Genomic DNA, 25,660 nt, shown 5'->3' on the forward strand with positions numbered 1-25,660 from the left:
GCGCGGCCCTTTCGCGCGTGGCCGTGGCGGAAGGGGGCGGCGTCGGAGCTGGGGATCGCGGAGGGGACTCGTGGGGGCCGCGTCCGGCGGCCGTGCGCCCAAGAGGGTGCGTCACACGCGTACTTGAGAGCACGCGGTCTTGCTCCTGGCAGTGGGTTGCCCCAAAAATGCGCATGACAAAACCGAAGGACCTTCGGTCACACAGTCATCAGAGGGGAACCCCACATGAGCAAGCCTCTCGTTGGTGCCGTCTTCACCGCGCTGCTCCTCGGTGCGACGGCGATACCCGCGTCCGCCGTGAGCACCGAGGCGCCGGTGTCCGGTAAAGGTACGGCCGCGGCGCAACCCGCCGCGGTGACCCAGGCGAAGGTGAAGGCGAAGGCTGTGACCTTCGCGGGTACTGTGGCTCTGAGCAACTGCTCGGGCTCCGTGGTGCGCGTGCCCAGCTCGCAGCCCACGGACAAGGCGCTCGTGCTCTCCAACGGCCACTGCCTGGAGACAGGCTTCCCCAGCGCCGGGCAGGTCATCGTCAACCGGGCCTCGAGCCGTAGCTTCACGCTCCTGAACGCCAGCGGCGGCAGCCTCGGCACCGTTCGCGCCAGCAAGATCGCGTACGGCACGATGACCGACACCGACGTCTCCGTGTACGAACTGACCAGCACCTACAGCGACATCGAGAGCCGCTACGGCATCAAGGCCCTCGACCTGGACGCCGCGCACCCGCAGACGGGCCGGGCCATCACGGTCGCCTCCGGCTACTGGAAGCGGATGTACCGGTGCAGCACGGACGGCTTCGCGTACCGCCTGAAGGAAGGCCAGTGGACCTGGAAGGACTCGCTCCGCTACACCCAGCCCTGCCAGGTCATCGGCGGCACCTCGGGATCGCCGGTGATCGACGACGCCACCGGCAAGGTCGTCGCCGTCAACAACACCATCAATGAGAGCGGCCAGCGCTGCACGGACAACAACCCGTGCGAGGTCGACGAGAACGGCAAGGTCACCGTCCGGCCCAGCATCGGCTACGCCCAGCAGACCTACATCATCGTTGCCTGCGTCGGCGCCGGCAACAAGATCGACCTGAACCGCCCCGGCTGCACCCTGCCCAAGCCCACCCTGACACAGAAGCACCGCTCGCCCGTCGGCACGAAGTAGCAGGTCCGCTCGCCAAGGCCGCCCTGGCGACCGCACATGAGTGAGGGCTCCCGGAACCCGAACGGGCCGGGAGCCCTCTTCCGCGCTGCCCGGGGCTCGAACTCCGCAGGGAGAGACGGACTGTGACGGGCCGTCATGCGACCGCGCCCGAGCGGTCGAGGTGTTCGACGCCCTCGCCCCGCTCGGCCTGATCCCGGTCATCATCACGCACAAGGCCCCCGCACGCACCCGCAGCTTCCCACCACCCGCCGCGCACGTCCCAGCCGGCCCCCGCCCGCACTACCACCTGGAGCACTGGACCACAGCACCCCGCACCCCGCACCCGCCAAGCCCTCCACCTCGCCCTCACCCCGAGCCCGGCGACAGCCCCGACGGACCGGCCACCTACAACGGCGAGGACTACAGCCTCACCGTGTACCCATACGACCCCGAAAGCCTGACCGGCGGCGTCCCCCGCTCCGCCCATGCCGACCGTGCCGAGCGCCGTGCCGAAGACGACCGGGCCCGCGCCTCCCACGCCCAGCAGATCCGCGATCACGTACCGCCCGCCACCAGCGTGCGGGCCGCGGTCATCGAACCCTGGCACGCCGCGTGCAGTGCATGCGCCCCGTGCTGCCCGCCCCCGACAAGGCCAGCAAGGTGAAGCGCTCCCCAGGAACCGACCTGCGCGCCAGCGACATCGAACGCGCCGCGTCTTCAACTCTCGACGCGCTGCGCCAGCTCGGCTACCTCCCCGACCTGCCTCAACCACCCGGCATCACCGGGCCGTTCCCGTGGCGGCCGCCCTCGCGGCGGCCGCCGCCCTCGGCGTAGACCCGATCGCCCTGGACGCGGCGGCGGACGCCCGCACGCCGTCACCGGCCCTGCGCTCCGCCGCGCGGCGCCTCGGCCGGCAGATGATGCGGGCCGCCCGCGCGACCTGGCCGCACCCCGAACTCGACGCACTGGCCCGGTAGTTCCCCAAGGGGCCCACCAGCCGGTGGTGCTCGGGCTCGCCGCCCGCGCCGCCGGACTCGGCCCAGAGGACGCCGCGTACTGCTCGGCGTACGAAGGGATCAGCGGTCCCGCGACCGCCACCGTCCGGCTCCTCAGCCTCGACCCCTTCGATGCCACGGCGGTCCTCGCCCGGCTCGCCCCGGACGTCGACGAGGTGGCGCACCGGGCCGCCGAGACCGCGAGACGCGTCGTCGACGAGGGCGTCGACGCGCTGCCCGCGGCGTCCGCCCCCCGCTCCTGGAGATCAGCGCGGAGGCCCACGCGGCGTGGCCCGTGCGGCTCTTCGCCTCCTAGCGGGACGGCGACCCGTACGGGTTTCCGCACCCCACCTTCTGTCCGCACCACACCCTCTTTCCGCACGACCCGCACCACCGGCACCACCTGAAGGAGCAGAAGCATGCACCTCGACCACTCCCACGACGGCCCCGCCGCCGTGTCCGCCGACGCCCACCGTCCCAACGGAAGCCGCCGCGCCCTGCGCATAGGGCTCGGCGGCCCGGTCGGTTCCGGCAAGACCGCGACCGTCGCCGCGCTCTGCCGCGACCTGCGCGACGAACTGTCCCTCGCCGTCGTCACCAACGACATCTACACCCGCGAGGACGCCGAGTTCCTGCTCCGCGAGGCCGTCCTGCCGCCCGAGCGCATCACCGCGGTCGAGACCGGCGCCTGCCCGCACACCGCGATCCGCGACGACATCTCCGCCAACCTGGAGGCCGTGGAGGACCTGGAGGACGAGGTGGGACCGCTCGACCTCATCCTCGTCGAGTCCGGCGGCGACAACCTCACGGCGACCTTCTCCAAGGGCCTCGTCGACGCGCAGATCTTCGTCATCGACGTCGCGGGCGGCGACGACATCCCGCGCAAGGGCGGCCCCGGCGTCTCCACGGCGGACCTGCTCGTCGTGAACAAGACCGACCTCGCCCCGCACGTCGGCTCCGACCTCGCCCGGATGGCCGCCGACGCGAAGGACCAGCGCGCCGAACTCCCCGTCGCCTTCCAGTCGCTGCGCTCCACCGAGGGCGTCGGACCGGTCGCCGCGTGGGTGCGCGAGCAGTACGCGGCGTGGACCGCGTCGGAATGAGCGTGGACCTGGCCTAGCGGGCCGGCGCGGAACCGGGCCACCCCCGGCGGGCCGCCCCCCGAACAGGTGGCGCGGGCATCCGCGCCACCTCCCGGATCGAGGCGCGGGTCGACGGCCGCGGCCGCATGGCCCTGCCCGTCCTCGACGGCGAGGGGCCACTGGCCCTGCGCCGCACCCGCTCCGGCGGCCCCGCGGCACGCGTGACACTCGTCGGCGCGATGAGCGGCCCCCTGGGCGGTGATCACCTCACCGTCGAGGCCACGGCCCACGAGGGCGCGATGCTCCACGTCGACTCGGCGGCGGCCACCATCGCGCTGCCGGGCCAGACCGAGCCGACGGCCCATTACGACGTGCGCCTCACCGTCGCGGGCGGCGCCGAACTGCGCTGGCTGCCCGAGCAGTTGATCTCCGTGCGGGAGAGCGACCTGCGCGTGACCACCCGCGCCGACCTGGCCGCCGACGCCCGCCTCGTCCTGCGCGAGGAACAGGTCCTGGGCCGCACGGGCGAAGCCCCCGGCCACCTCACCAGCCGCCTCACCGTGCGCCGCGCGGGCCTGCTCCTGCTCGACCAGGAGCTGTCCTGCGGTCCCGGCGCCCCCGGCGGCTGGGACGGCCCCGCCGTACTCGCCGGTCACCGTGCCGTGGGTCAACTCATTGTCGTACGACAGGAGTTCACGCACGACAAACCGCAGCCCGCGCTCCTGGTGCGCCGGGCCATGGACGAGGCGCTGCGGCGGCTCGGCTGAAGCGGTCGCCGGGCGGAACCGCCCCGAGGCGCCGCGGGCTCCTGCGGTGCCTTCCGGCGGACGTACGATGCGGCGTCATGAAGATCTTGAGCGTCAACGTCGGCCGGGCCAGGCCGGTCGACTACACCGATGCCCCGTCCGGGACCACGGGCATCGACAAGCGGCCGGTCGACGGTCCCGTACGGGTCGAGCGCCCCGGCCCCGCGGGGGTCGGCGCGAGCGGAGTGTCCGGCGACACGGTGTGCGACCTGCGCTTCCACGGCGGCGACGACCGCGCCGTCTATGCCTTCGCGCGCGAGGACCTGGACGGCTGGGGACGCGAGCTGGGCCGCGGGCTCACGCACGGGGCGTTCGGCGAGAACCTCACCACTGTCGGCATCGAGCTGCGCGACGCCCTGGTCGGCGAGCGCTGGCGCATCGGCCGCGAGGCCGTGCTCGAAGTGACCGGAGGGCGCCTCCCGTGCCGGACCTTCGGCGCCTGGCTGGGCGAGCGACGGTGGCTGCCGCGCTTCACCCGCGCCGCGTCCCCCGGGGTGATGCTGCGGGTGATCGAGCCGGGCGAGATCCGTGCGGGGGACCCCGTCGATGTCGTGCACCGCCCCTCTCACGACGTCACCGTCTCCCGGCTGTTCCGTGCGCTGACGGTGGAGCGGACCGAGCTTCCCGGTGTGCTGGTGGCCGCCGAGTGGATGGAGCGGGAGCAGCTGGGAATCGCCCGCGCCTACACGGAGAAGTACGGATCCTGAGCGGCGGTGGTGCGCGTGACTCCGCGCTGCCCTTCGACCGGTGCTTTCCTGCCCTTCTCGGACCGGTTTCCAGCCATGCGGGGGTGGTACATCCATGTGTCGACCGGTCGGATTCCTCATGCAATGGCAAAAGGGTTCGGTAATTGATAACCGTCTTCATTGCAGCCTTTGATATTGGGTGAATGATGCGCTTCACTTTGCTTGTCCACGACACGCGAAGTGATGGGAATTCGATGAATCACCGGCATGACCACGGGCATTCCCACGCATCGAATCACCATGGCGACAAAGGTCACGCGCACAGCCACGCTGGACACAGTCACGCGGTCGCCGACGACGCGGACCGCAGGTGGTTATCCCTCTCACTCGCCCTGATCGTCGGCTATATGGCGGTGGAGGTCGTCGTCGCGTTCGCCGCGCAGTCGATGGCCCTCCTCGCGGACGCGGCGCACATGCTCTCGGACGCGGCGGCCATCGCGCTCGCGCTGTGGGCGATGAAGCTCGCGAGCCGGCCGGTGCGCGGCCGCTTCACCTACGGCTTCAAGCGCGCGGAGATCCTCTCGGCGCAGGCCAACGGGCTCACCCTGCTGCTGCTCTCCGCGTGGCTGACGTACGAGAACATCGATCGGCTGCTCGACCCGCCGGAGGTCGGCGGGACCCTGGTCCTGGTGACCGCGCTCGCGGGCGTGGCGGTGAACATCGCCGCGGCCTGGTGCATGTCGAAGGCCAACCGCTCGTCGCTGAACGTCGAGGGCGCCTTCCAGCACATCCTCACCGACCTCTACGGCTTCATCGCGACGGCCGTGTCCGGTGCCGTCGTGATGACGACCGGCTTCGCACGGGCCGACTCCATCGCCTCGATGATCGTGGTCGTGCTCATGCTCCGCTCGGGGGTCTCGCTGGTCCGGGCCTCGGGACGGATCTTCCTTGAGGCCGCGCCCGCCGACCTCGATCCCGACGACGTGGGCGGCGGCATGGTCGGCCTCGACGGCGTCGTCGAGATCCACGACCTGCACATCTGGGAGATCACCTCCGGTCAGCCGGTCCTCTCGGCCCATGTGCTGGTCGAGCCCGGCGGCGACTGCCACGCGGTGCGCAAGAGCATCCAGGCCCGGCTGCGCGAGGACCACGGCATCACGCACGCCACGCTGGAGGTCGACCACGCCCCCGAGCGGCTCACCGGTGCGGGCGCGGACGCTCGTCAGCACTGCGAGGAGCCGCACGGCACCGTGCTCCGCAAGGAATCACCTGTTCACTGATTCCTCCCCGATCCGGACCGTCCTGGCCTTCCCCCGACGGGACGGTCCAGCCGTCGCCCCCTGACCCGTGTCCGCACGGGTCAGGGGGCGACGGGCTTCTCGTCGCGCGGCGCCCCGGCGGCAGGCCGTACGGTCCTGCCCGATCCCCAGCGCCGCGTCGCGGGCCGTTCCACCAGGACGTTCACCGCCCACGATGCGAGCAGGGAGAGTCCGAAGATCAGTACGACGGAACCGGCCCGTACGGCGCCGGAGGCGGTGTGCTCCTCGTCGATCAGGCGGTAGACGTGCGTCAGTACGAGCATGTGCACCATGTAGAACGCGAACGAGATGTCCCCCAGCCACACCATGGGCCGCGACCGGACCGGCGAGTGCGAACCGCGGATGTCGGCCCCCGCGCCCGCGAGCACCAGCAGCGCCATCGGGACCACGAGGACCGCGGATATCGCGTACAGGAACGGCACCTGGAGCGCGAGGGGATAGCCGACCGCGAGCGCGGGCAGAGCGTGCCGGAAGCGGACGGTCACCCGTGTGCCCTCCAGGACGGCGCGGGCCAGCAGGATGCCGAGGACGAATTCCAGGAGCCGGGTGAGCGGGAACGTGTAGATGAACCAGTACTGGTGCAGCGTCACCGGGAACGAGAAGAACTTGGGTTCCGAGGAGAACGCGACCGCGGCCACCAAAGGCATGGCGATCACCGCGAGGGCCGCGGCTGCCGCGCAGGCCCACAGCATGCGGGCGGGGATGCGGCGGATCAGGTGGATGAGCAGCGGGAAGGCCAGGTAGAAGAAGGCCTCGCAGGACAGCGACCAGGACACGCCGTTGACGCTGTCGTAGACGTCGAACGTGGAGGTCCAGGACTGCACGAGGAGCAGATTGGGAACGGCCTGGCGGGCCGCGACCTGACCGCCCGTCCAGTTGATCAGGACGAGCGCGACGAACCAGGTCACCGCGTGCACCGGGTAGATCTTCGCCGCGCGCCGGCGCCAGAAGGACACCGCCTTGTCGCCGGGCCGTGCGGACCAGGCGAGGACGAACCCGCTGAGCAAGAAGAAGAATCCGACCCCGGAACGCGCCGTGATCAGCGCGATCATGGCCGGAGTGTTGTCCTCCCACACCCCGTCGAACCAGATCGCCAGATAGGCGTGCGAGGCGAAGACGGCGAACGCGGCGACGAAGCGAAGGCCGGTCAGCGAGGGAAGTCTCGCGGCGGACGGAAGGAACGGCACGGCCGTGGCCACGGCGTCTCCTGACATGTTCGAAGCGTCAAAAACGCGCCGAACGTATCAACGGACATGGCCGGATGTATGCCACCCCGAGATGGCATCGCGCTGTCCAACCCCGGTTGCACACGGGCCTCTTGGAGTGCTTTCGGGAGCGTCGACGAGCCCGTCCGGGGAGATCTCAGACGCCCGCGAGGCGCAGCAGAGAGGCCTCTTCCACGGGGGTGAGGCCCGCTATAGGGGGCATGCTCGCGCCGCGTCCGAGGCGGTCGCTCAGCACCGCCTGCGCGGTCTCGGCGACCGGTCTGACGCGCAGGCTCGCGTCGAAGGACGACGAGACGTCGCGGCTGAGGGCGCCGTACAGCTCGCGGGGCGGCCACAGGGGCATCGAGGGGCGCCCGGTCCACGGTCGTACCCCGGCCTCGCGCAGCACGTCCTCGGGCACCGGCACGAGTTCCAGGCTGTCGTGGCCCACGGCGTCGGCCACCTCGTGGAGCAGTGACTCCAGGGGCACGGGCGGGCCTGCGGCGTCGTACACCCCGGACGCACGCGCCGCCGCGCGGTCGACGATCCAGGTGGCCAGGTCCCGCACGTCGACGCATTGGGCGGGCAGGGCGAGGCCGTCGGCGTCGTGCGCCGCGGGCACGGCGGTGGCGCGGCCGCGCGCCATGCGCAACGGCCAGTAGCCGAAGGGTCCTACGTCGTCGCCGGGGCCCACGACCAGGCCGGGGCGGACCACGAAGGCCGTGCCGCCGGTGGCCTCGCGAACGGCCTGTTCACAGGCGAGCTTCACGCCGCCGTACGTCGCCTGGGAGGGCTCCGGGTCGACGGCGGGGTCGTAGGTGCCGACGTCCGTCAGGGCGGGGCGCAGCCGTGCGGTGCGGGCGGTCTGGCCGGGCGTGTAGGTGTCGGCGTACACGCTGATCGAGGAGACGAACGTCCAGTGCTCCGCGCTCACGTCGCGCAGGGCTCTGCGGACCCAGGGCAGGGAGAGCGTCGCGGTCTCGACGGCCGCGTCGAAACGGATGCCGCGCAGCGGGGCGAGGCCCTCCGGCGCGTTGCGGTCGGCCCGCAGGAGCCGCGCTCCGGCGGGCGGTCGCGCGCCGCCGGTGCCCCGGGCGACACAGGTGACGTCGTGGCCGCGGGCGAGGGCCTCCGCCGCCACGGCGCCGGAGACGAAGCCGGTACCGCCGAGCACCAGCAGACGCAGCGGCGGGCCGGTGGGGGGGCTGGGGGGCATCGCGGGGCTCCTGGCAGGCGTGCGTACGGGCGTGCGTACGGGGAAGGTGGGAGACGGGTGCGGGGCGGCCCCGTGCCGGGGCCGCCCCACCGCGTCAGGCCGGTTCCGGCGCCGCTTTGTCGTCCTCCTTGGCGGGTTCGGGGGCGCCGGTGAGGAGGTCCTTCTTGCGGACCAGGGTGAGCGCGACGGCCGCCGTGCCGACGCAGACCACCGCGGCCCACAGCATCACGAACGAGGCACCGTCGGCGATGGCGGATTCCAGGGTGCTCCGCGCCTGGCCGGCGAGGTCGTCGGGGACGTGCTTGAGGGCCCGCGAGATGTCGCCCTGCGCCGCGGCGGAGATGACGTCGTCCCGGTCGGCCGAGCCCGTGCGGAGACCGCCGGCCGCCTGGTCCTCGATCCGGCTGCGGAACAGGACGCCGAAGATCGCGGCGCCGATGCCGGCCCCGAACATGAACAGGCTGTTGATCGCGCCGGACGCCATGCCGGCCCGCTGCTTGGGGACGACGTTGACCGCGAGCGACATGGACGGACTGCCCGCGAGGCCACCGCCCACACCCCACAGCAGGAGGCCGGGCAGGGCCACCCAGATCGCCTGGTCCAGATCGAAGGACCAGGACATGGCGAGCCCGCCGAGTGCCAGGATGCCGAAGCCCGCACCGATGATGTGCGAGGGCGAGTACTTGGCCTGGAGCTTGCCCGCGACCAGACCCATGCCGAGCTGCGGCGCGAAGATGGCCATCATCATGAGGCCGGTCTGCAGCGGGCTCAGCCCACGGGCGCTCTGGAAGTACAGGATGTAGTAGACCGAGCCGCCGATGGTGGCGAAGCGGGAGAAGAAGGCGATCAGGGTGGCCGCCACGAAGGTCGGCACCTTGAACAGGGAGAGGTCCAGGGTCGGCGCGGCGACCCGCCGTTCCAGGACCAGGAAGCCGGCCAGGAGCAGGGCGGAGACGCCGAGCTGGACGAGGGTGGCCGCCGACCCCCAGCCCTGGTCCTCGCCCCGGGTGAGGGCGAAGTTGACCAGACCGAGGGTGAGGACGAGCAGGCCGGCGCCGGTCCAGTCGATGCCGGCGAGGGAGCTGCGCGGCGGGTCGAGGGGCAGGCGGGTGCGGCACAGGAAGAGCGCGACCACACCGACCGGCACGTTGATCAGGAAGAGGTAGCGCCACTCGGTGAGGTCCACGAGGAGACCGCCGACGACCGGGGCGACGGCACCACAGGCGCCGAGCGTGGTGCCCCAGACGGCGATGGCCATGTTCCGGGCCTGCCCGTCGTAGACCTGGGCGATCAGGGGCATCGCGTTGGCGAGCACGAAGGCGGCACCCATGCCCTGCACACAGCGGGCGATGTCGAGTGCGATGGCGTTCGGGGCGAGGCCGCAGGCCAGCGAGGACAGGGTGAACAGGGCGATGCCGCCCATGAACATGGCTCGTCGGCCGAGTCGGTCCGACAGCGAGCCCGCTGCCTGCTGGAAGGCGCCGAAGGTCACCGTGTAGCCGATGATGATCCACTGCAGGGCGGCCAGCGACCCCCCGAGGTCCGACTGGATCTCGGGTAACGCTACGGAAACGATGGTGATATCGATAACCAATAGCGCCGACGCTACGACGGTAATAATCAGGACGATACGAGCCTGGGAGCTCGTCGTGGTATCCGTGGCGCTCACGAATTCCTCTTCCGAAGGCGTGGTGCGGCGGCCCCGTCCGACCCTGCGCGGTGCATTGAAAACCGTTTCCAATGCAATTCAGGAACAGTGCCGCCATTCAGGGTAAGGCTTACCTTACCGCGCATGGTTGCGTGAGTGTAGCACTCGTTTTCCGGCGCTTTGAAGGGCGCATCAAAATGAAATGATTTCCCGTGTGCGGTGAAATTGTGCAGGCCCCGTGGTCATGACGCGGCGGCGGGCAGCGCCCCGACGTCGACCTTTCCCGTCACCGTGAGCGGGATGGACGCCACCGGCACGAACAGCTCGGGCACCATGTACGACGGCAGCCGGTCCCGCAGGAAGCGCCGCACCGAGGAGAGATCGGCGCTCTCCCCGCTCACCACATAGGCCACCAGGCCGGTTTCGTCCGCGCTCCCGGACCGCGCGAGCACCGCCGCGCGCCGGACGTCGGGGTGCTCCATCAGCACCTGCTCGATCTCGCCCGGCTCGATGCGAAGACCCCGGACCTTCACCTGCTGATCGGCGCGCCCCAGATAGTCGAGCTCGCCGTCCGGCAGCCACCGCGCGAGATCGCCGGTCCGGTACAGCCGCGCACCCGGGCGGTCCGAGAACGGATCGGGCACGAATCGCTCCGCCGTCAGGCCGGGCCGCCCCAGATAGCCCCGCGCGAGCCCGTCGCCGCCCAGGTGCAGCTCCCCGGCCTCGCCGTTCACGACCAAACGCCCCTCGGCGTCCAGGACATGGGCGGTGGTGCCCGTGACGGGACGGCCGATCGACGGCTTGTCCACGTCACGCCCGACCAGGCTCCACGTCGAGTACGTGGTGTCCTCGGAGGGCCCGTACAGGTTGTAGACCTTCCGCACCGTCCCCATCGCGTACAACTGCCGGGCCAGCGCGGCGGGCAGCGCCTCGCCGGCCAGATTCACCGTCACCACCGAGGGCGGCAGCGCCCCGCACGCCAGCAGGTCGAGCAGCAGGCTCGGGACGGTGTTCACCAGCGTCACCGGCCGGTCCGCGGCGGCCACCGGCAGATGGAACATCGTCTCCGCGAGGACCACCGTGCCACCGACCGCCAACGGCGCGAACAGCTCGAAGACCGACAGGTCGAAGCACATGGACGTGGAGGCCAGGGTGTACCGCAGCTCGTCCGGCGTGAAGCATTCGAGCGCCCAGGCCAGGAAAGCGGCCGCACTGCGATGCTCGACCGCGACGCCCTTCGGACGGCCGGTGGACCCCGACGTGTAGAGCGCGTACGCCAGGTGCGCGTCCCCGCCCGTGCCCTCGCCCGTGCCCGCCGCTGACCACGGCCGCGCCGCGGCGATGCGGTCCCAGTCACGGTCGAGCGAGACCAGCGTGCACGGACGGTCCGGCCACTTGTCCCGCAGCGCCTCCTCGGTGACGATCAGCTCCGCGCCGCTGTCGCGCAGGATGAACTGGCGGCGGTCGAGGGGGAAGGCGGGGTCGATCGGCACGTACGCCGCCTCCGCCTTCAGGACCGCGAGCATCGCCACCAGCATCCACGGCGACCGGCCCAGACAGATGCCCACCAGGGTCTCCGGGCCTGCGCCGAGCCCGCGCAGATGCCCGGCGAGGAGCTGCGCCGCCTCCTCCAGCTCGCCGTAGCTCAGCCGCTCCCGGCCGGCCACGACCGCCTCCGCGTCCGGGGTCAGGGCCGCCTGACGGGCCACGAGTTCATGGATGAGCGGGCGACGCGCCGCACCCGCGCTCACGCTCCCGCCGCCGTTCCGGCCGCGGCCTGCCGCGCCGACAACTCGCGCCGGACCTCCTCGGGCGACATCCGGGCCACCCGAAGGTGCACATCGGCCATGGCCTCGGCCCGGCCCGGCACCTCCTCCGCGGCGACCACGCCCGCCGCGAGCCCGGCCACCGTGGGCGACAGGAACACCGTGCGCAGCGTCACCGCGTCCGACGCGAACACCTGACGCAACCGGGTCACGATCCTGGTCGCCAGGACCGAATCCCCGCCCAGGGCGAAGAAGTTGTCCTGCTCGCCGACCGCGTCGACCTCCAGCACCTGAGCCCACACCTGCGCGCACACCTCGGCGACGGCCGAGCGCGGTGCGCCCTGCGCGGCCCCGGACAGCTCCGGGCGCGGCTCGGGCAGCGCGGCCCGGTCCACCTTGCCGTTGGCGTTGAGCGGCAGCGCGTCCAGCGTCATGAACACCGACGGCACCATGTGCTCGGGCAGCGTCGCCCGCAGGTGCTCCCGCACCGCGAGGTCCGCGGGCGCCGTGCTTCCGGCGCCCGGCACGACGTACGCGGTCAGTCCCCGGTGGCCCGCGCGTCCCGCGCGCTCCTGTCCCACCACGACGGCAGCGGCGACGTCCGGGTGCGTGAGCAGTGCGGCCTCCACCTCGCCCGGCTCGATCCGGTGGCCGTTCACCTGGACCTGGAAGTCGGCACGGCCGATGAACTCGATGGTCCCGTCCGGCAGGAAGCGTCCCAAGTCGCCTGTCCGGTAAAGGCGTTCGCCGGTTCGCGGGTGCGTGACGAACGAAGCCGCGGTCCGTTCCGGATCGTCCCAGTAGCCGCGGGCCAACCCCACGCCGGAGCAGTACATCTCGCCGGTCGCCCACACCGGGCGGTCCCGCATGCGGTCGTCCAGGACGCGGTAGCGGGTGTTGGCGACGGGCTTGCCGTACGGGATGCTCCGGCGGTCGAGGTCCGGCCGGTCCACGGGGTGCCAGATGTTCCAGAGCGTGGTCTCGGTGGGCCCGCCCACGCTCACCACCCGTACGCCCGACTCCTCGCCGAGGCGCCGCACCGTCGCCACGTTCAGCCAGTCACCGCCCAGGAAGGCGAGCCGGAGCGCCGCCAACGGGTTCTCCTGCGGGCCCAGATGCTCCACGAGCATCTCCATCATCGCGGGCACCGAGTTCCACACGGTGACGCCGTGCTCGGTCATGAGGTCGGCCCAGTGCGCCGCCTCGCGCCGCTCCGACGCCCGCGGCAGCACCAGCGTGCCGCCCGCGCCGAGCACCCCGAACAGGTCGAACGCGGACATGTCGTGGTGCAGCGCGGTCAGCGCGAGGGCCCGGTCGCCGGGGCCGACCGCGAAGGTCTCCCGGGTCTCGCGCAGCGCGTTGACCACGCCCCGGTGCTCGACCATCACGCCCTTGGGCTGCCCGGAGGAGCCGGAGGTGAACAACACGTAGGCCAGGTCGGACGGTTGGGCCGACACGACCGGCAGTGCGGGCTCCGTCTCGCGCACGTCCTCGGGCAGCGCGTCCAGGCACAGGACGCGCCGCTCGCCCGCGAGGGGAGCGAGGCCCTGCCGGGTGAGGACCAGGTCCGCCCCGCACCGGGCGAGCAGGCCGCCCGCACGTCCGGGCGAGACCTCCGGGTCGAGGGGGAGATAAGGAGCCCCTGCGTACAGCACGCCGTACACGGCGACGACCTGCTCCCAGCCCTTGTCCAGGACCACGCCGACGGGCCTGTCCCGCGAGGCGCCGTTCGCCAGCAGCCACGCGGCCACCCGGCAGGCCTCACGGTGCAGCTCGCCGTAGCTGAGCGTCCGGCCGTCGGCGACGACCGCCACCTGGTCGGGGCGGGCGGCCACCTGGTCGAGGAAGTCGTCCTGCACGAGCCGGTCCGGCAGCGGACGGAGACCGCCGTCGCCCAACTCCCTGCCGTCCGCGCCCAGCGGCACCGGAGCCTGCAGCGGCTCCTGCTCGTCCCAGGCGGCCGGATCGTCGGCCAGCCTGTCGAGCAGCGAGCTCAGCCCGGTGAAGACGTCGTCCACCATCCCGGGGTCGAACAGTGCCTCGTTCACGTCCCAGTTGACGACCAGAGCCCCGTCCTGCACCTCGGTGAGAAGGTCCATCCAGACCTGCGGCGTCTGCGTGATGCCGCCCGTCTGCTCCAACAGGCCGTCGAGGAGCGTGCCCCTGCCGCCGCTCAGCGGGACCGCGCTGGTGAACACCACGGGCATCAACGCCCCGTCGAACCCGCCGCGCAGCCGCATGAGTTCACGCAGCAGATGGACACCGCTGACGTAGGAATGCGTCAGGTCGCTCCACAGCTGCTCCTGCACGCGGCGCGCACGGTCCAGGAAGCCGCCGGGCGTGGCGGAGTCCACCTCCACCAGGGCGAACGAGGCGAACTCGCCGACGGTGTCGTCGACAGCGGGATGCGCGCCGATGCGGTTGAGGTTGGTGACGTTCAGCGTGAACCGCGGGGCCTGCGCCCAGGGCGCGAGTGCCTCGGCGTACGCCGCGAGGAGCAGCCCCGCAGGCGTGAGCCCCACCTCGGCGGCCCGGTCGGTGACGCGCTGCCAGCGGTCCGCCGTCAGCCGCACCGACCGCCGGACGAACCGCGGATGCTCCACCGACTCGGGCGTGCGCACCATGGGCAGCCGGGGCGCGGGCGCGAGATCGACGAGCCGCCGCTCCCAGTACTCCGCCGAGCGCCGGTGCGCCTCCGTGCCGGAGAGGTCCGCGGTGGCGAGGACATAGTCCCGGTAGTCCATGGCGGGCGGCGCCGGGTCCGCGTCCGGATTCCCGTAGAACAGGGTCAGGTCGTCCCAGAGGACCCGGATGCTGGCGAAGTCGGCGCAGAGCGCGTCGATGCTGAAGTGCACCCGGAACCGGTCGCCGGGCAGCTCGGCGACGACGACGTCGAAGAGCGGCCAGACGTCGACGGGACGCACCTCGTGCGAGTAGCGCTCGCGGATCTCCGAGAGCCCCCGGCGCACCTTGTCCTCGTCCGCCGTGCGCAGATCGACGACCGGCATCTCGTACGGGGGCACGGAAGCGAGGACCCGCTGGGTCATCGAGTCGGGCAGCACCACGGCACGCAGCATCGGATGCCGGTCCACCACCCGCTGCCAGGCGGCCCGGAACCGCGGCACGTCCAGGTGCTCGCCCTCGAACTCCAGGTACATGTGGGCGGAGACGTTCCCGGACGACAGCGACCCGGTGCGCCCCACGACGTAGGCCTGCTGCTGGTCGGTGAGCCGGAACGGCTCGTGCGCAGCCGCCGGATCGGACTGCACCACGGGCAGCGGGGCGCCGTCCCTGCTGTCGGCGGAGCCGCCCCGCTCCGACTCGATCGCCCGGCTCAGCTCGGCCACCGTGCGGTGCCGGAACACGCTGTGCGGGTCGAGGTCCAGGCCGAGCCGCTCGCGCAGCCGGTTCATCACGCGGATCCCGAGCAGCGAGTTGCCGCCCAGCTCGAAGAACGTGTCGTGCACGCCCACCCTGTCCACGCCGAGGAGCTCCGACCACAGGCCGGCCACCAGCTCCTCCAGCTCGGAGCGCGGCGCGCCCGCGTCCGCCGCCGAGGGCTGCGCGGAGCCCGGCCGGGGCAGCGCCGCGCGGTCCACCTTGCCGTGCGCGGTCAGCGGCAGCGCCGCCATGACGAGGAGGTGCGCGGGCACCATGTAGTGCGGGAGGCGCCCGGCGATGTGCGCGCGCAGCTCCGCCGCCGAGGGCGGTACGTCGGCAGCGGAGGACACGTACCCGGCGAGCGCCTGGTTGCCCAACTCGCCGTCCTGGCGCGGCAGGGCAACGACCGCCGCGGTGCCGACCCCCGGATGGGACCGCAGCGCCGTCTCGATCTCGCCCAGCTCGATCCGGTGGCCGTCCAGCTTCACCTGGAAGTCCTCGCGGCCGACGAGCTCCAGGTTCCCGTCCGGCAGGAACCGCGCCACGTCCCCGGTGCGGTACAGCCGCTCGCCGGTCACCGGGTGGACGGGGAAGCCCTGTTCCGTGCGCTCGGGGTCGCGCCAGTAGCCCAGCGCGAGCCCGGCCCCGCCGATGTACAGGTCACCGGGCACACCCACGGGCCGGGGCCGCAGCGCCGCGTCGAGCACGTGCAGGGTCTGGTTGGGCAGAGGAGTGCCGTACGGGATGCTGGGCCACGCCGGGTCGACCTCGTCCACGTCGTACGTACTGGAGAGGATCGACGCCTCGGTGTTGCCGCCGAGCCCCACGAACCGCACGTCCGGCGCGATGTCCCTGGCCCGCTCGGGCAGGGACAGCGGGATCCAGTCGCCGCCCAGGACCAGCAGGCGCAGCGAGGCGACCCACGGCTCGGGGTCGCGCTCCACCTGCTCGCAGAACAGCTCGAACAGGGCGGGGGCACCCAGCCAGGTGGTGACGTCCTCCCGGCGGACGAGGTCCAGCCAGTGCCCGGGGTCCCGGTCGGTGCCGGCGTCCGGGAGGACCAGGGTGGCCCCGGCGCACAGCGTGCCGAGCAGGTCCCAGACCGACAGGTCGAAGCTCATCGCCGACAGGCCGATGACCCGGTCCCGCTCCGTCACGCCGTACTTCTCGATCACATGGACGAGCGAGTTGAGCGCACCCCGGTGCGGCACCAGGACACCCTTGGGCGTGCCGGTGGAACCCGAGGTGAACAGCAGGTAGGCGGGGTCCTCGGGACTCTGCGCCGGAGCCAGCGGGCTGTCGTCCACGTCCGCCCACGCCGCGTCGTCGTCCACCGCGAGGACGGTGACGTCGCGCGGCCACTCCCACCGCCCCGCCACCTTCCGCTGGGTCAGGACGAGGCGTACGCCGGTCATGTCGAGCAGCCGCTCCCGGCGGTCGGCGGGCACTGCGGGGTCGAGCGGCATCCAGGCGGCCCCGGACTCCAACGCGCCGAGCAGGCCCACGGGTTGCTCCCAGCCACGCTCCATGCAGATCGCGACCGGCCCTCCGGGGCGCGCGCCCAGCTCCCTGAGGCGGCGCCCGATACGGCGCGCCCGGCTCAGCAACTCGCCGTACGAGAGGCGGTGTTCGCCCGAGACGATGGCGGTGTGCTCGGGGCGGGGTGCGGCGGCGCGGGCCACCGCCTCCTGGAGGAGCCCTTCGGGCAGTGGCGCCGCGGTCGCGTTGACCTCCGTGCGCTGCCGCTCCTGCGCGGCGGGCAGCCGCACCGGCGTGACCGCCGCCGTCCAGGCCGGGGGACGCCTGGCCAGCGCGGTCAGCAGGTCGAGCCAGGACTCCGCCATGTCGGCCACCATGCCGTCGGGCAGCGCGCCGTCGGCGTACTCCCACCGGGCCTCGACCCTGCCGTCCGCCCGCGCCACGCGCAGCGCGAGCACCGGGCCGGGACCCGCGGGCGCCGGCGCCGGGTCGGCGTCCAGGGCGTCGACGAACTCGACCAGCGGACCGAGGTCCATGCCCGAGGCGTCGACCGTCCCGGAGGGCGCGGCGGCACGGCCTGCGAACCCGCCTTCGGCGAGCGTGTCCGCCACCAGGGTCCGGCAGCCGTCCGCCGCGCGCTCGCGCAGCGTGAACCGGGGATCCCGCGACCACAGGCCGAGGACCTCCGAGAAAGCGGTGCGCAGCACGGCGGTGGTGTCCAGAGCCGCGGCACGTGCCCCCTCGGTGACGCCGCGCCACACCCCGGCGTCGACGTGGACGAGATGGCTCGCGCGGTCGCCGTCGGACGGCTGCGCCAGCTGGGGCAGGCGGGGGCCGCGCGGTACCGCGGCGCCGGTGTCACGGGCGAGGCCGGTGCTCATACGGTGTTCTCCGATCGGAAGTCCTGGGCCTCGCGGGGGGCCGGGAGGGTGCCGGAGGAGTGCGGGGAGGGGCCCGCACGGTCCGGTGCGGGCAGCAGACCTGCGCCGACGAGGTGGTTCACGTAACGGTCGAGGAGCGGCCCGTCCACGACCGGGCAGCGCACTCCGGAGCCGGCGAGCGCGTCGAGCGTGCCGGAGACGTCGAGGCGGAGGCTGCCGAAGCCGGGCATGCCGTGCGAGGCTCCCGCCAGCGCCGCCACCGGCACCGAACCCTCGTCGCCGCCCGCGTCGAGGACGTCCTCCGACACCAGCCGGGACCAGCGGTCCGCGTCGGTCGACGCCAGCCGGTATCCGGCCGCACGCAGCCGGGCCACGACCGCGTCGAGCCGGGTCCGTTCCGGGTTGGCCAGGTGATAGGTGCCGCCCAACGCCGCGGGCGTGAGCGACAGGTGGGTGAGCGTGGCGACGGCGAAGTCGACGGGCACCAGGTCGAAGTCGGCGTCCGCACCGAAGTCGGGCACCGCGCCCAGTTCCACGCAGGCGCCGATGAACCGCCAGAACGCCGCGTCGGGGTCGCCGCTGCCGGTCACCGAATCGCCGCCGAGCCGTCCCGGCCGGTACACCGACACCGGTATCCCGCGCCGCCTGCCCTCGTCGGCCAGTTCCTCGGCCACCCAACGGCTGCGCACGTAGCCGGAGGGCAGGACCGCGTCCGCGGGCACCCTGCCGTCCGGGCGCAGGACGCCCGGCTCGGCGCCGCGAGCGAAGAGGACGCCGGGCGACGAGACGTAGTGCACCGGCTTGGTCCTGGCGCGCGCCGCGAGCCTGAGCACCTCCGCCGTGGCGCCCGCGTTGGCCGCCTTCAACTGCCGGTACGGCTGGGCCAGATTGGCCTCGCAGCCGACGTGGTGGATCGCGTCGACGGTCCCGGCCAGGCGTGCGAACGTCATCGTCGACAGGCCGAGGAACGGTTCGCGCAGACTGCCCGCGAGGACGGTCACCCGATCCATCGGCACGTCGAGACGGAAGCGGGTCAGCGCGCGGGCCAGGGCCCGCTCGGCCTCGCCGGGGCCCTCGGCGTCCACCAGGACGTGCAGGCGAGCCCCCGTCACCGTCAGCAGCCGGGCCAGCAGGTGGGCGCCCAGGAAGCTGGTGGCGCCGGTCAGGAACAGGTGTTCCGGCGCGGCCACGCGCGCCTGGTCCACCGGAGCGGCGGCGACGACGTCCTCCGCCAGGACGGCGTCGGCCCGCAGTTCCGCCGCGTCCGCATCGGCCGTATCCTCCTGCGCGGCCCCGGTGCCCCCGGCGGCACGTGCCCGGTCGAACACGGCGGCCAGCTGGGTCACCGTGGGCGCGTCGAAGAACACCTGGACGGGCAGGTCGACGCCGAGCCGCTCGCGCAGCCTCAGCAGGACCCGCACGGCCCGCAGCGAATGTCCGCCCGCCTCGAAGAAGTCCTCGTCGGGGTCGACCTCGCGCAGGCCGAGCACCTCGCGCCAGACGGCCGCGACCTCACGCTCCGTGGCGGTGAGCGCCACGTCGTCGTCCGCGGTCGCGACGGTCGCCTCGTCGGTGGGGGCCTCGGTCACCACCGGGGACGGCAGGGCGGCCCGGTCCACCGGGTCTTCGAGGAGGCCGAGTTCGGCCACCGGCAGGTCGGGCGCGTCGAGCACGGCGGCGAAGAGCCGCTGCAGGTCCTCCGTGAACCGGTCGACGGACTCCGGGTCGAAGAGGTCCACGCTGCCGCGCACCCCGCCGTCGATGCGCCCGTCGGTCTCCCAGTAGTGCAGCACCAGGTCGAACTCGGAGGTGTCCAGCCCGAAGTCGAAGGCCGCCACCTCCAGGTCGCCCATGCGCGCGGCCCCGGCCGGGTTCTCTCCCACCACGGCCGCCTGGAACAGCGGGTTGTCGCCCCCGTTGCGTCCCGGGCGCAGCTCGGCGGCGACCACTTCGATGGGCGTGTCGCGATGGGCGTACGCCTCCAGGCAGGTATCCCGCACCCGTTGCAGCACCTGCGCGAAGGTGAGTCCGGCCGGCAGGTCGAAGCGGAGCGCCAGGGTGTTGGCGAAGAAGCCGATGAGGTTCTCCACCTCCGGCTGGTCACGGCCGTGCACCACCGACCCGGTGACGATGTCCTCGTCTCCCGAGCGCAGATGCACCAGGGTGTTGAACCCGGCGAGCAGCGCCATGAAGAGAGTCGCCTGGTGCTCGCGGGCCAGCGCGCGCAGCCGCGTCGCCACCGGCTCGTCGAGCGTGAAGGCCCGGCTGACGGCCCGCAGGCTGGTACGGCCCCGACGCGGCCGGTCGGTGAGCCGGTCCAGGGTGGGCAGCGGTTCACGCAGCGCCCGGCTCCAATGCGCGAGACGCCGCTCCAGCTCGGGGCCGCGCAGCAGATCGCGCTGCCACTGGGCGAAGTCCGGATAGCCCACCGGGAGTTCGGGCAGCGGGGCCGCCTCCTTCCCCTCAATCCCGGCGGCGTAGAAGGCGAACAGCTCCCGGAAGAGGATACCCATCGACATGCCGTCGCCCACGAGATGGTGCATGGTCACCATCAGGACGTGCTCGTCGCCACCCAGCGGCATCAGCCGGAAGCGGATGAGCGGGCCCTTCGTGAGGTCGAACGGCCGGTCGGAGTCCTGCCGCAGCAGCTCGACCGCCTCGTCCTCGCCCCGCCCCCGGTCGTCCACGTCGAACGCGAGCGGCTGCCCCGCGACGACGACCTGCCGGGGTTCGCCCGCCTGCACGTGGAAAACGGTGCGCAGCGCCTCGTGACGGCGTACGACGTGCTCCAGGGCGTGCCGCAGGGCGTCCACGTCGAGGGGGCCGCGGAGCCGGATCGCCTCCACCATGTGGTGGTAGGCGCTCTCCGGGTGCAGCTGGGCGAGGAACCACAGGCGCTCCTGCGCGAACGACAGGTCGGCCGTGTCCAGGCCCCGGCGGGGGATCCGCGGCGCCTGGGGCCCGGCACCTCCGGTCAGCCACTTCTCCATCAGCCGCTGCTTCGTCGTGGACAGCTCCGCGCCGTCCGCGCGGGAACCAGGTGGAACCATGGGGGCGTCAACCTTCGCTCGTGCCCGGTAGCGGGCGCTTGGGATGTTCTGGTGTGCCGCGGGGCGGCCCCGGAGTCACTCGTCGAGCAGCCGGGCGGCTTCCTCGTCGGACATGCCGAGCAACTTCTCGTGCAGCCGCCGCTCCACGGCCTCGGCCGTCTGGGCGACGGTCTGCGCCTGCGAGAGCAGATCGGTGACGGTGAGGGTGACCGGCAGCAGGGCCTGGAGCCGGGCGACCACCTGCGCCGCGAGCAGCGAGTGCCCGCCCAGATCGAAGAAGTTGTCGTGCGCCCCGACCGGCGTGACGCCCATGACGTCCTGCCAGACCTCCGCGACCGTCTCCTCCAGCGGGGTGCGCGGCGCTGTGTACGCGGTGGGCAGCTCGGGCCGCTCGTACCGGGTGAGACGGGGCTCCTCCGGCGCCTCGGCGGGCACGGCCGGCTCAGGTGCCGCCGCCGCAGCGGAGGATGGCCCGGCCACATGCGCGCCGACGACACCGGTGGGCACGTCGACGAAGTAGCGCTGCCGCTCGAAGGGGTACGTCGGCAGCGCCACCCGGCGCCGCTGCGCGTCCCCGCCGAGCGCGGCGAGGTCCACCGGCACGCCGCGCACCCAGAGCTGGGCCACCGCGTCCAGCAGGGGAGCGGCGTCGGCCGCGTCCTGGCCCGAGCCGAGCGTGGCCACCACGGGGGCGCCGCCGGGACCGGTGCCGCGCCCCGCGAGAGCCCGCAGCGTGTTGCCCGCGCCGACCTCGAGCAGCGTCCGGGCGGGCGCGTCGCGCAGGGTGCGCAGCGCCTCGCCGAACAGCACGGGCTCGCGCAACTGCCGTCCCCAGTAGGCCGGGTCGGTGGCCTGCTCCGGGGTGATCCAGGTGCCGGTCACGTTCGACAGGTACGGCACCTCGGGCGCGCCGAGCCGCACACCGGCCATCGCCGCGGTGAACGGCTCCACGGCCGAGGCGGTCAGCGCCGAGTGGAAGGCGTGCGAGGTCCGCAGTGCGGTGACGCGGTGCCCGGCGGCGACCAGTCGGCCGGTCAGCTCCTCGACGGCCGCGACGGGGCCCGAGACCACGGTCTGCTCCGGGGCGTTGACGGCAGCCACCGTCACCTCGCCCGCCGGGTCGAGGAGTTCCCGCACCCCCTCGACGGCGAGCGGCACCGAAGCCATCGCGCCCGGCGGGCAGTCCTGGAGGAGCCGGCCCCGCAGGGCGACCATGCGCAGCGCGTCCGGCAGCGCGAGGACACCCGACAGGCACGCCGCGGTGAACTCGCCGACGCTGTGCCCGAGCAGCGCCGCGGGGTGCACGCCCCAGGTGCCGAGCAGCCGGGCGAGGGCGTACTGCGTGGTGAACAGGGCGGGCTGGGCGAGCCGTGTCTCGGTGAGGCGCCGCGTCGCGCGGTCCAGGGCATCGGCGTCCTCGGTGGCCGGGTACAGCGCCGCGCGCAGGTCCTCGCCCAGCTCGGGGGCGAGCAGCGCGGCGCACTCGTCGACGACGGCGCGGTACGCGGGCTGTGTCACGTACAGCCCGCGCCCCATGCCGAGACGCTGACTGCCCTGACCGGGGAAGAGGAACGCCACGTCGGGGGCGGGCCCGGACGGGTCGGCGCGCCCCACGGTGACGGGGGTGACACCCGTGCCGTCCAGGGCCGACACGGCCTCGGCACGGTCGTGGCTCACCAGCGCCATGCGGTGCGCGTAGGCCGGCCTGCCGACCCGCAGGGTGTGCGCGGCGTCGGCGAGCGCCGGAGCCTCCTCGGCACGCAGACAGTCCGCGAGCGCCGCCCCGGAACGCTGCAGCGCCGCGTCGCCGTGGGCGGAGAGCACGAGGAGCTGAGGGCCCTCTTCGGCGGCGGAGGGGAGCGGCAGGGGCGGCTCCTCCACGACGATGTGGGCGTTGGTGCCGCCCACGCTGAAGGAGCTGATGCCGGCGCGGCGCGCCTCGCCGCCGCGCGGCCACGGCGTGGGCCGGGAACTCACGCGGAACGGGGTGTTCGGGAAGTCGATGTCGGGGTGCGGCACCGCGCAGTTGACGGCCGGCGGGATCTCCTCGTGGCGCAGCGAGAGCAGCACCTTGATCAGCCCCAGCACGCCGGCCGCCGTGTCCGTGTGGCCGATGTTCGGCTTCAGGGAGCCGAGCGTGCAGAAGCCGCGCTTCTCCGTCCCGAACGCCTCCGTCAGCGCGGCGACCTCGACCCGGTCGCCCAGCGGGGTGCCCGTGCCGTGCGTCTCGACGTACGAGATCGACTCGGACTCGACGTCGGCCACGGCCAGCGCCTCGGCGATGACCTCGGCCTGCCCGCCGACGCTCGGCGCGGTGAAGCCCACCTTGTGCGCGCCGTCGTTGTTCACGGCCGTGCCGAGCAGTACGCCGAGCACCTGATCGCCGTCCGCCAGCGCGTCCGCGAGACGCTTGAGGGCGACCACGCCCGCGCCGTCACCCGGCACGGTGCCGTTGGCGTCGGCGGCGAACGCCCGGCAGCGGCCGTCGGGCGAGTTGACGCCTCCCGCGTTGTGCACGTAGCCGGCCTGCTGCGGGAAGTACACGGTGACGCCGCCCGCGAGAGCCAGGTCGCTCTCGCCGCCGAGCAGGCTCTGCACCGCGAGGTGCACCGCCACCAAGGACGACGAACAGCCCGTGAGCACGCTCATGCTCGGCCCGCGCAGATCGAGGCGGTACGACACCCGTGGGGCGAGAAAGTCCTTCTCGTTACCCAACAGGGCCTGGAACTCGCCCACTTCGTGCAGATAGGCCGGATCGGCCGACAGGTGGCGCTGCCAGTAGGAGGTCGGACCGCCGCCGCCGAACACCCCGATCGAACCGTCGAAGGCCGCCGGCTCGTACCCGGACGACTGCAGCGCCTCCAGGGAGCACTCCAGGAACAACCGCTGCTGGGGGTCCATCAGTTCGGCCTCGCGCGGGGTGCAGCCGAAGAAGGCGGCGTCGAAGAGCTCCACCCCGTCGAGGACCGGACGGCGCCGCACCAGCCGGGGATCGTCCAGGAGCGCCTCCGGGACACCGGAGGCGCGCAGCTGCTCCTCGGTGAACTCGGTATGCGCCTCCTTGCCGTCGCGGAGCAGCGCCCAGAACTCCCGCGGCGACGACGCACCCGGGTAGCGGCCGGAGAAACCGACGACCGCGATCCGGTCGTCCCCGCGCTCGTCGTCGCCGCCCCGCTCCAGGGGTGCGTCGTCGTGGCTGTATGCGTTCACTGTGCCGTCGCCCGCCCGTCCATCAGGCGCCGCAGCGACGCGGGGCGCATGTCCGTCCAGACCTCTTCGATGCGGCGCAGACACCGCGCGCGGGTCCCCGTGGTTCCTTCGCGGCGCCAGCCGGGCGGGTCGGCCCGGTCGGCAGGCCACAGCGCGTACTGCTCCTCGTCGTTGACGACGACGCGGTACGCGCTGCCGTCCTGCTCCTCTGTTGCCGGAAGTGTCACCGGAAGTCCTTCGCGAAGTACCGGGCGCCAGCCCGTGGAACGGCGTGCTGGGGTGGGCGGGGGACGGCGGGCTCAGACCTGACTGAGCAGTTCCTCCGAGATGACGGGCTGGTGGTACGTGCAGGTCCCCGACCGCACCATCGACCCGTGCAGCCGCTCGGCGGGGATGAGCAGCTTGTCGCCCTCGTTCATGGGGATCATCTGGCCCACGTTGTTCCAGAAGTGCATCTGCCCGACCTCCACGACGACGAGCCGGTGGTCGTCGTGCACATGGGTGGTGGACGTCTCCTCGTGGGACTCCACGAACGTCTCGAGGTCGACCTCGATGCCGTTCGCCGCGATCAGCGCGTCGAGCTTCTCCGCCTTGTCCTTGTACTCGTCGAGCCGGTCCGCCCAGTCCAGCTGCACGGCGAGATCGCCGTCGGACACCGCGGCGAGCCGGCGCGCGTCCTCGAAGCCGCGGTGGAAGGAGAGCGCACCGTCGGCGCCGAACCGCTCCACGAGCGGCCCGAGCAGCGCCCCGGTCAGTTCGGCGAGCTTTTCACCGGTCAGCTGCGGCACACCGGTGAAGTACGCGGCGCCGTCCTCGCCGAACGCCTCCCGGAACACCTCGCCGTACGCGGCCGCGGTGACGGACTCGTCGAGGCGGTGGTGGACCCAGGCGCCCAGGAACTCGCCGAGGCGCGCGTGGTCGCGGGCCACCGAGTGCAGATGGTTGGCGCCCGCGAGCGACGAACCGAGCAGGAACTGCCAGTAGGCGTACGGCTCGGCGGAGAGCTCCGCGCCGCCCAGCAGCGCCTCGTAGTGCGGCAGACGGTCCGCGCGCTCGCGCAGGTCGTCGAGCAGCAGCCCCCGCAGCGCGGGGTGCGCGGTGCCGTAGTCGCCGAGCAGGCCGCGGCCCACGCCGCTCTGGACGGCCGGTCGCGCCGCGGTCAGCTGCGCGAGGAGGTACGTCGCCGCGTCGGCGCGGTGACGGGTGGACCGGGCCACGTCGAGGGCCTTGCCGGGGTGGGCCCGCCGCTCCTCCAGGACGCCCTGCACATGGCGGACGACGGCGTCGGTCCCGCCCTCGACCGGGGTGTGCTGCTCGCCCAGCCAGTGGAAGAGATGGTGTTCGAGGACCTGGCCCGCCTGGAGTGCCAGGACACGGTTCTCCACCGACCGGAACGCCTCGGCGTCGTCGGCGCTGGGATGTCCGGCACCACCGGCCGGCACGAACAGCAGGTCGGCGTCGTGCACGGTACGCAGCATCCGGTGGCCGAGAAGGGCGCTGAGCCGCAGTACGCGGTCGGCGGTCAGCGGCGTGCCGTAGTCGAGGAAACCCAGGTCGTGCGGGCGGACCGGCCGCCTGAACGGGTTGTCCTCGTTGACCAGTTCTTCCGCCGTCGCACTGCGGAAAGGGCTATTGGCTGCGTATCGCCGGACAATTCCATTGGGGTCGTCCGGGGCGCTCTTGATACGCGAGACAGGGGACATGAATTCTTTCCCTTTCTTCGGCGCCGATGGTGACGCACTGTTCGCGCGCGACCTCGAGCGGATATGAAGCTAACAACGGACCTCGGCGGGAGTCGTCCAACC

The 25,660-nt window shown here is 72.8% G+C and carries 16 protein-coding genes and 1 pseudogene; 7 read left to right on the plus strand and 10 right to left on the minus strand.

What is annotated here, in order from left to right:
• Positions 1–225 precede the first annotated feature (225 nt).
• The 6 genes and pseudogenes from ABZV77_RS00260 to ABZV77_RS00285 all read left to right on the plus strand — a co-directional run bounded on the left by ABZV77_RS00260 (position 226) and on the right by ABZV77_RS00285 (position 4,721).
• Positions 226–1,152, plus strand: a complete 927-nt coding sequence (locus ABZV77_RS00260) for a serine protease (RefSeq protein WP_356248679.1) — start codon at positions 226–228, stop codon at positions 1,150–1,152.
• 160 nt (positions 1,153–1,312) lie between these two features.
• Positions 1,313–1,795, plus strand: coding sequence for a hypothetical protein (locus ABZV77_RS00265; protein ID WP_356250216.1), 483 nt, complete (start codon positions 1,313–1,315; stop codon positions 1,793–1,795).
• A pseudogene (locus tag ABZV77_RS00270) lies at positions 1,686–2,442 on the plus strand (urease accessory UreF family protein). Before ABZV77_RS00265 ends, ABZV77_RS00270 begins: the two are co-directional and overlap by 110 nt.
• Before the next feature lie 103 nt (positions 2,443–2,545).
• The gene (gene ureG / locus ABZV77_RS00275) at positions 2,546–3,229 is read left to right on the plus strand and encodes an urease accessory protein UreG (RefSeq protein ID WP_356248681.1); all 684 of its coding nucleotides are present in this window, start codon (positions 2,546–2,548) and stop codon (positions 3,227–3,229) included.
• A gap of 125 nt (positions 3,230–3,354) precedes the next feature.
• Positions 3,355–3,975: an urease accessory protein UreD gene (locus tag ABZV77_RS00280; RefSeq protein WP_356248683.1), complete on the plus strand. Its 621-nt coding sequence runs from the start codon at positions 3,355–3,357 to the stop codon at positions 3,973–3,975.
• 77 nt (positions 3,976–4,052) lie between these two features.
• Positions 4,053–4,721 (plus strand): MOSC domain-containing protein, encoded by a 669-nt coding sequence (locus ABZV77_RS00285; protein ID WP_356248685.1) that lies wholly within the window; start codon positions 4,053–4,055, stop codon positions 4,719–4,721.
• Between the two features lie 116 nt (positions 4,722–4,837).
• On the opposite strand, the gene ABZV77_RS00290 is transcribed toward ABZV77_RS00285, so the two are convergent.
• Positions 4,838–5,029 carry a hypothetical protein gene (locus tag ABZV77_RS00290; RefSeq protein WP_356250218.1) on the minus strand — a complete coding sequence of 64 codons (192 nt, stop codon included), beginning with the start codon at positions 5,027–5,029 and terminating at the stop codon, positions 4,838–4,840.
• On the opposite strand from ABZV77_RS00290, the gene ABZV77_RS00295 reads away from it, so the two are divergent.
• Complete coding sequence (locus tag ABZV77_RS00295) at positions 4,955–5,980, plus strand: cation diffusion facilitator family transporter (protein ID WP_356250091.1); 1,026 nt, start codon at positions 4,955–4,957, stop codon at positions 5,978–5,980. The genes ABZV77_RS00290 and ABZV77_RS00295 overlap by 75 nt on opposite strands.
• 80 nt (positions 5,981–6,060) lie before the next feature.
• Here ABZV77_RS00295 and ABZV77_RS00300 read toward each other — a convergent pair whose 3' ends face one another.
• The 9 genes from ABZV77_RS00300 to ABZV77_RS00340 form a co-directional block, all read right to left on the minus strand.
• Positions 6,061–7,233, minus strand: a complete 1,173-nt coding sequence (locus tag ABZV77_RS00300; RefSeq protein WP_356248687.1) for an acyltransferase — start codon at positions 7,231–7,233, stop codon at positions 6,061–6,063.
• Between the two features lie 148 nt (positions 7,234–7,381).
• Positions 7,382–8,440, minus strand: a complete 1,059-nt coding sequence (locus ABZV77_RS00305) for an NAD-dependent epimerase/dehydratase family protein (protein ID WP_356248689.1) — start codon at positions 8,438–8,440, stop codon at positions 7,382–7,384.
• 94 nt (positions 8,441–8,534) lie between these two features.
• The gene (locus ABZV77_RS00310) at positions 8,535–10,109 is read right to left on the minus strand and encodes an MFS transporter (protein WP_356248691.1); all 1,575 of its coding nucleotides are present in this window, start codon (positions 10,107–10,109) and stop codon (positions 8,535–8,537) included.
• A 221-nt stretch (positions 10,110–10,330) separates the two neighbouring features.
• Complete coding sequence (locus tag ABZV77_RS00315; RefSeq protein WP_356248693.1) at positions 10,331–11,797, minus strand: amino acid adenylation domain-containing protein; 1,467 nt, start codon at positions 11,795–11,797, stop codon at positions 10,331–10,333.
• Between the two features lie 38 nt (positions 11,798–11,835).
• On the minus strand, positions 11,836–17,595 hold the full coding sequence (locus ABZV77_RS00320) for an amino acid adenylation domain-containing protein (RefSeq protein WP_356248695.1): 5,760 nt from the start codon (positions 17,593–17,595) through the stop codon (positions 11,836–11,838).
• A complete protein-coding gene (locus ABZV77_RS00325) occupies positions 17,592–20,645 on the minus strand; it encodes a thioester reductase domain-containing protein (RefSeq protein WP_356248697.1) in 3,054 nt (1,017 codons plus the stop codon). Before ABZV77_RS00325 ends, ABZV77_RS00320 begins: the two co-directional genes overlap by 4 nt.
• Before the next feature lie 75 nt (positions 20,646–20,720).
• A complete protein-coding gene (locus ABZV77_RS00330) occupies positions 20,721–23,855 on the minus strand; it encodes a beta-ketoacyl synthase N-terminal-like domain-containing protein (protein ID WP_356248699.1) in 3,135 nt (1,044 codons plus the stop codon).
• Positions 23,852–24,082: an MbtH family NRPS accessory protein gene (locus tag ABZV77_RS00335; protein WP_356248701.1), complete on the minus strand. Its 231-nt coding sequence runs from the start codon at positions 24,080–24,082 to the stop codon at positions 23,852–23,854. Before ABZV77_RS00335 ends, ABZV77_RS00330 begins: the two co-directional genes overlap by 4 nt.
• A 72-nt stretch (positions 24,083–24,154) precedes the next feature.
• Positions 24,155–25,558: a hypothetical protein gene (locus tag ABZV77_RS00340; RefSeq protein WP_356248703.1), complete on the minus strand. Its 1,404-nt coding sequence runs from the start codon at positions 25,556–25,558 to the stop codon at positions 24,155–24,157.
• Between the last annotated feature and the right edge of the window lie 102 nt (positions 25,559–25,660).

Origin of the sequence: Streptomyces sp. NPDC004732, assembly GCF_040609235.1 — a bacterium.
In the GTDB taxonomy this organism is placed as follows: domain Bacteria; phylum Actinomycetota; class Actinomycetes; order Streptomycetales; family Streptomycetaceae; genus Streptomyces.

Bases quoted from the DNA above. Each gene is read 5' to 3' on its own strand.
- ABZV77_RS00300 (WP_356248687.1), bottom strand. From the start codon at position 7,233: ATGTCAGGAGACGCCGTGGCCACGGCCGTGCCGTTCCTTCCGTCCGCC.
- ABZV77_RS00320 (WP_356248695.1), bottom strand. From the start codon at position 17,595: ATGAGCACCGGCCTCGCCCGTGACACCGGCGCCGCGGTACCGCGCGGC.
- ABZV77_RS00285 (WP_356248685.1), top strand. From the start codon at position 4,053: ATGAAGATCTTGAGCGTCAACGTCGGCCGGGCCAGGCCGGTCGACTAC.
- ABZV77_RS00280 (WP_356248683.1), top strand. From the start codon at position 3,355: ATGGCCCTGCCCGTCCTCGACGGCGAGGGGCCACTGGCCCTGCGCCGC.
- ABZV77_RS00325 (WP_356248697.1), bottom strand. From the start codon at position 20,645: ATGGTTCCACCTGGTTCCCGCGCGGACGGCGCGGAGCTGTCCACGACG.
- ABZV77_RS00260 (WP_356248679.1), top strand. From the start codon at position 226: ATGAGCAAGCCTCTCGTTGGTGCCGTCTTCACCGCGCTGCTCCTCGGT.
- ureG (WP_356248681.1), top strand. From the start codon at position 2,546: ATGCACCTCGACCACTCCCACGACGGCCCCGCCGCCGTGTCCGCCGAC.
- ABZV77_RS00295 (WP_356250091.1), top strand. From the start codon at position 4,955: ATGAATCACCGGCATGACCACGGGCATTCCCACGCATCGAATCACCAT.
- ABZV77_RS00340 (WP_356248703.1), bottom strand. From the start codon at position 25,558: ATGTCCCCTGTCTCGCGTATCAAGAGCGCCCCGGACGACCCCAATGGA.
- ABZV77_RS00305 (WP_356248689.1), bottom strand. From the start codon at position 8,440: ATGCCCCCCAGCCCCCCCACCGGCCCGCCGCTGCGTCTGCTGGTGCTC.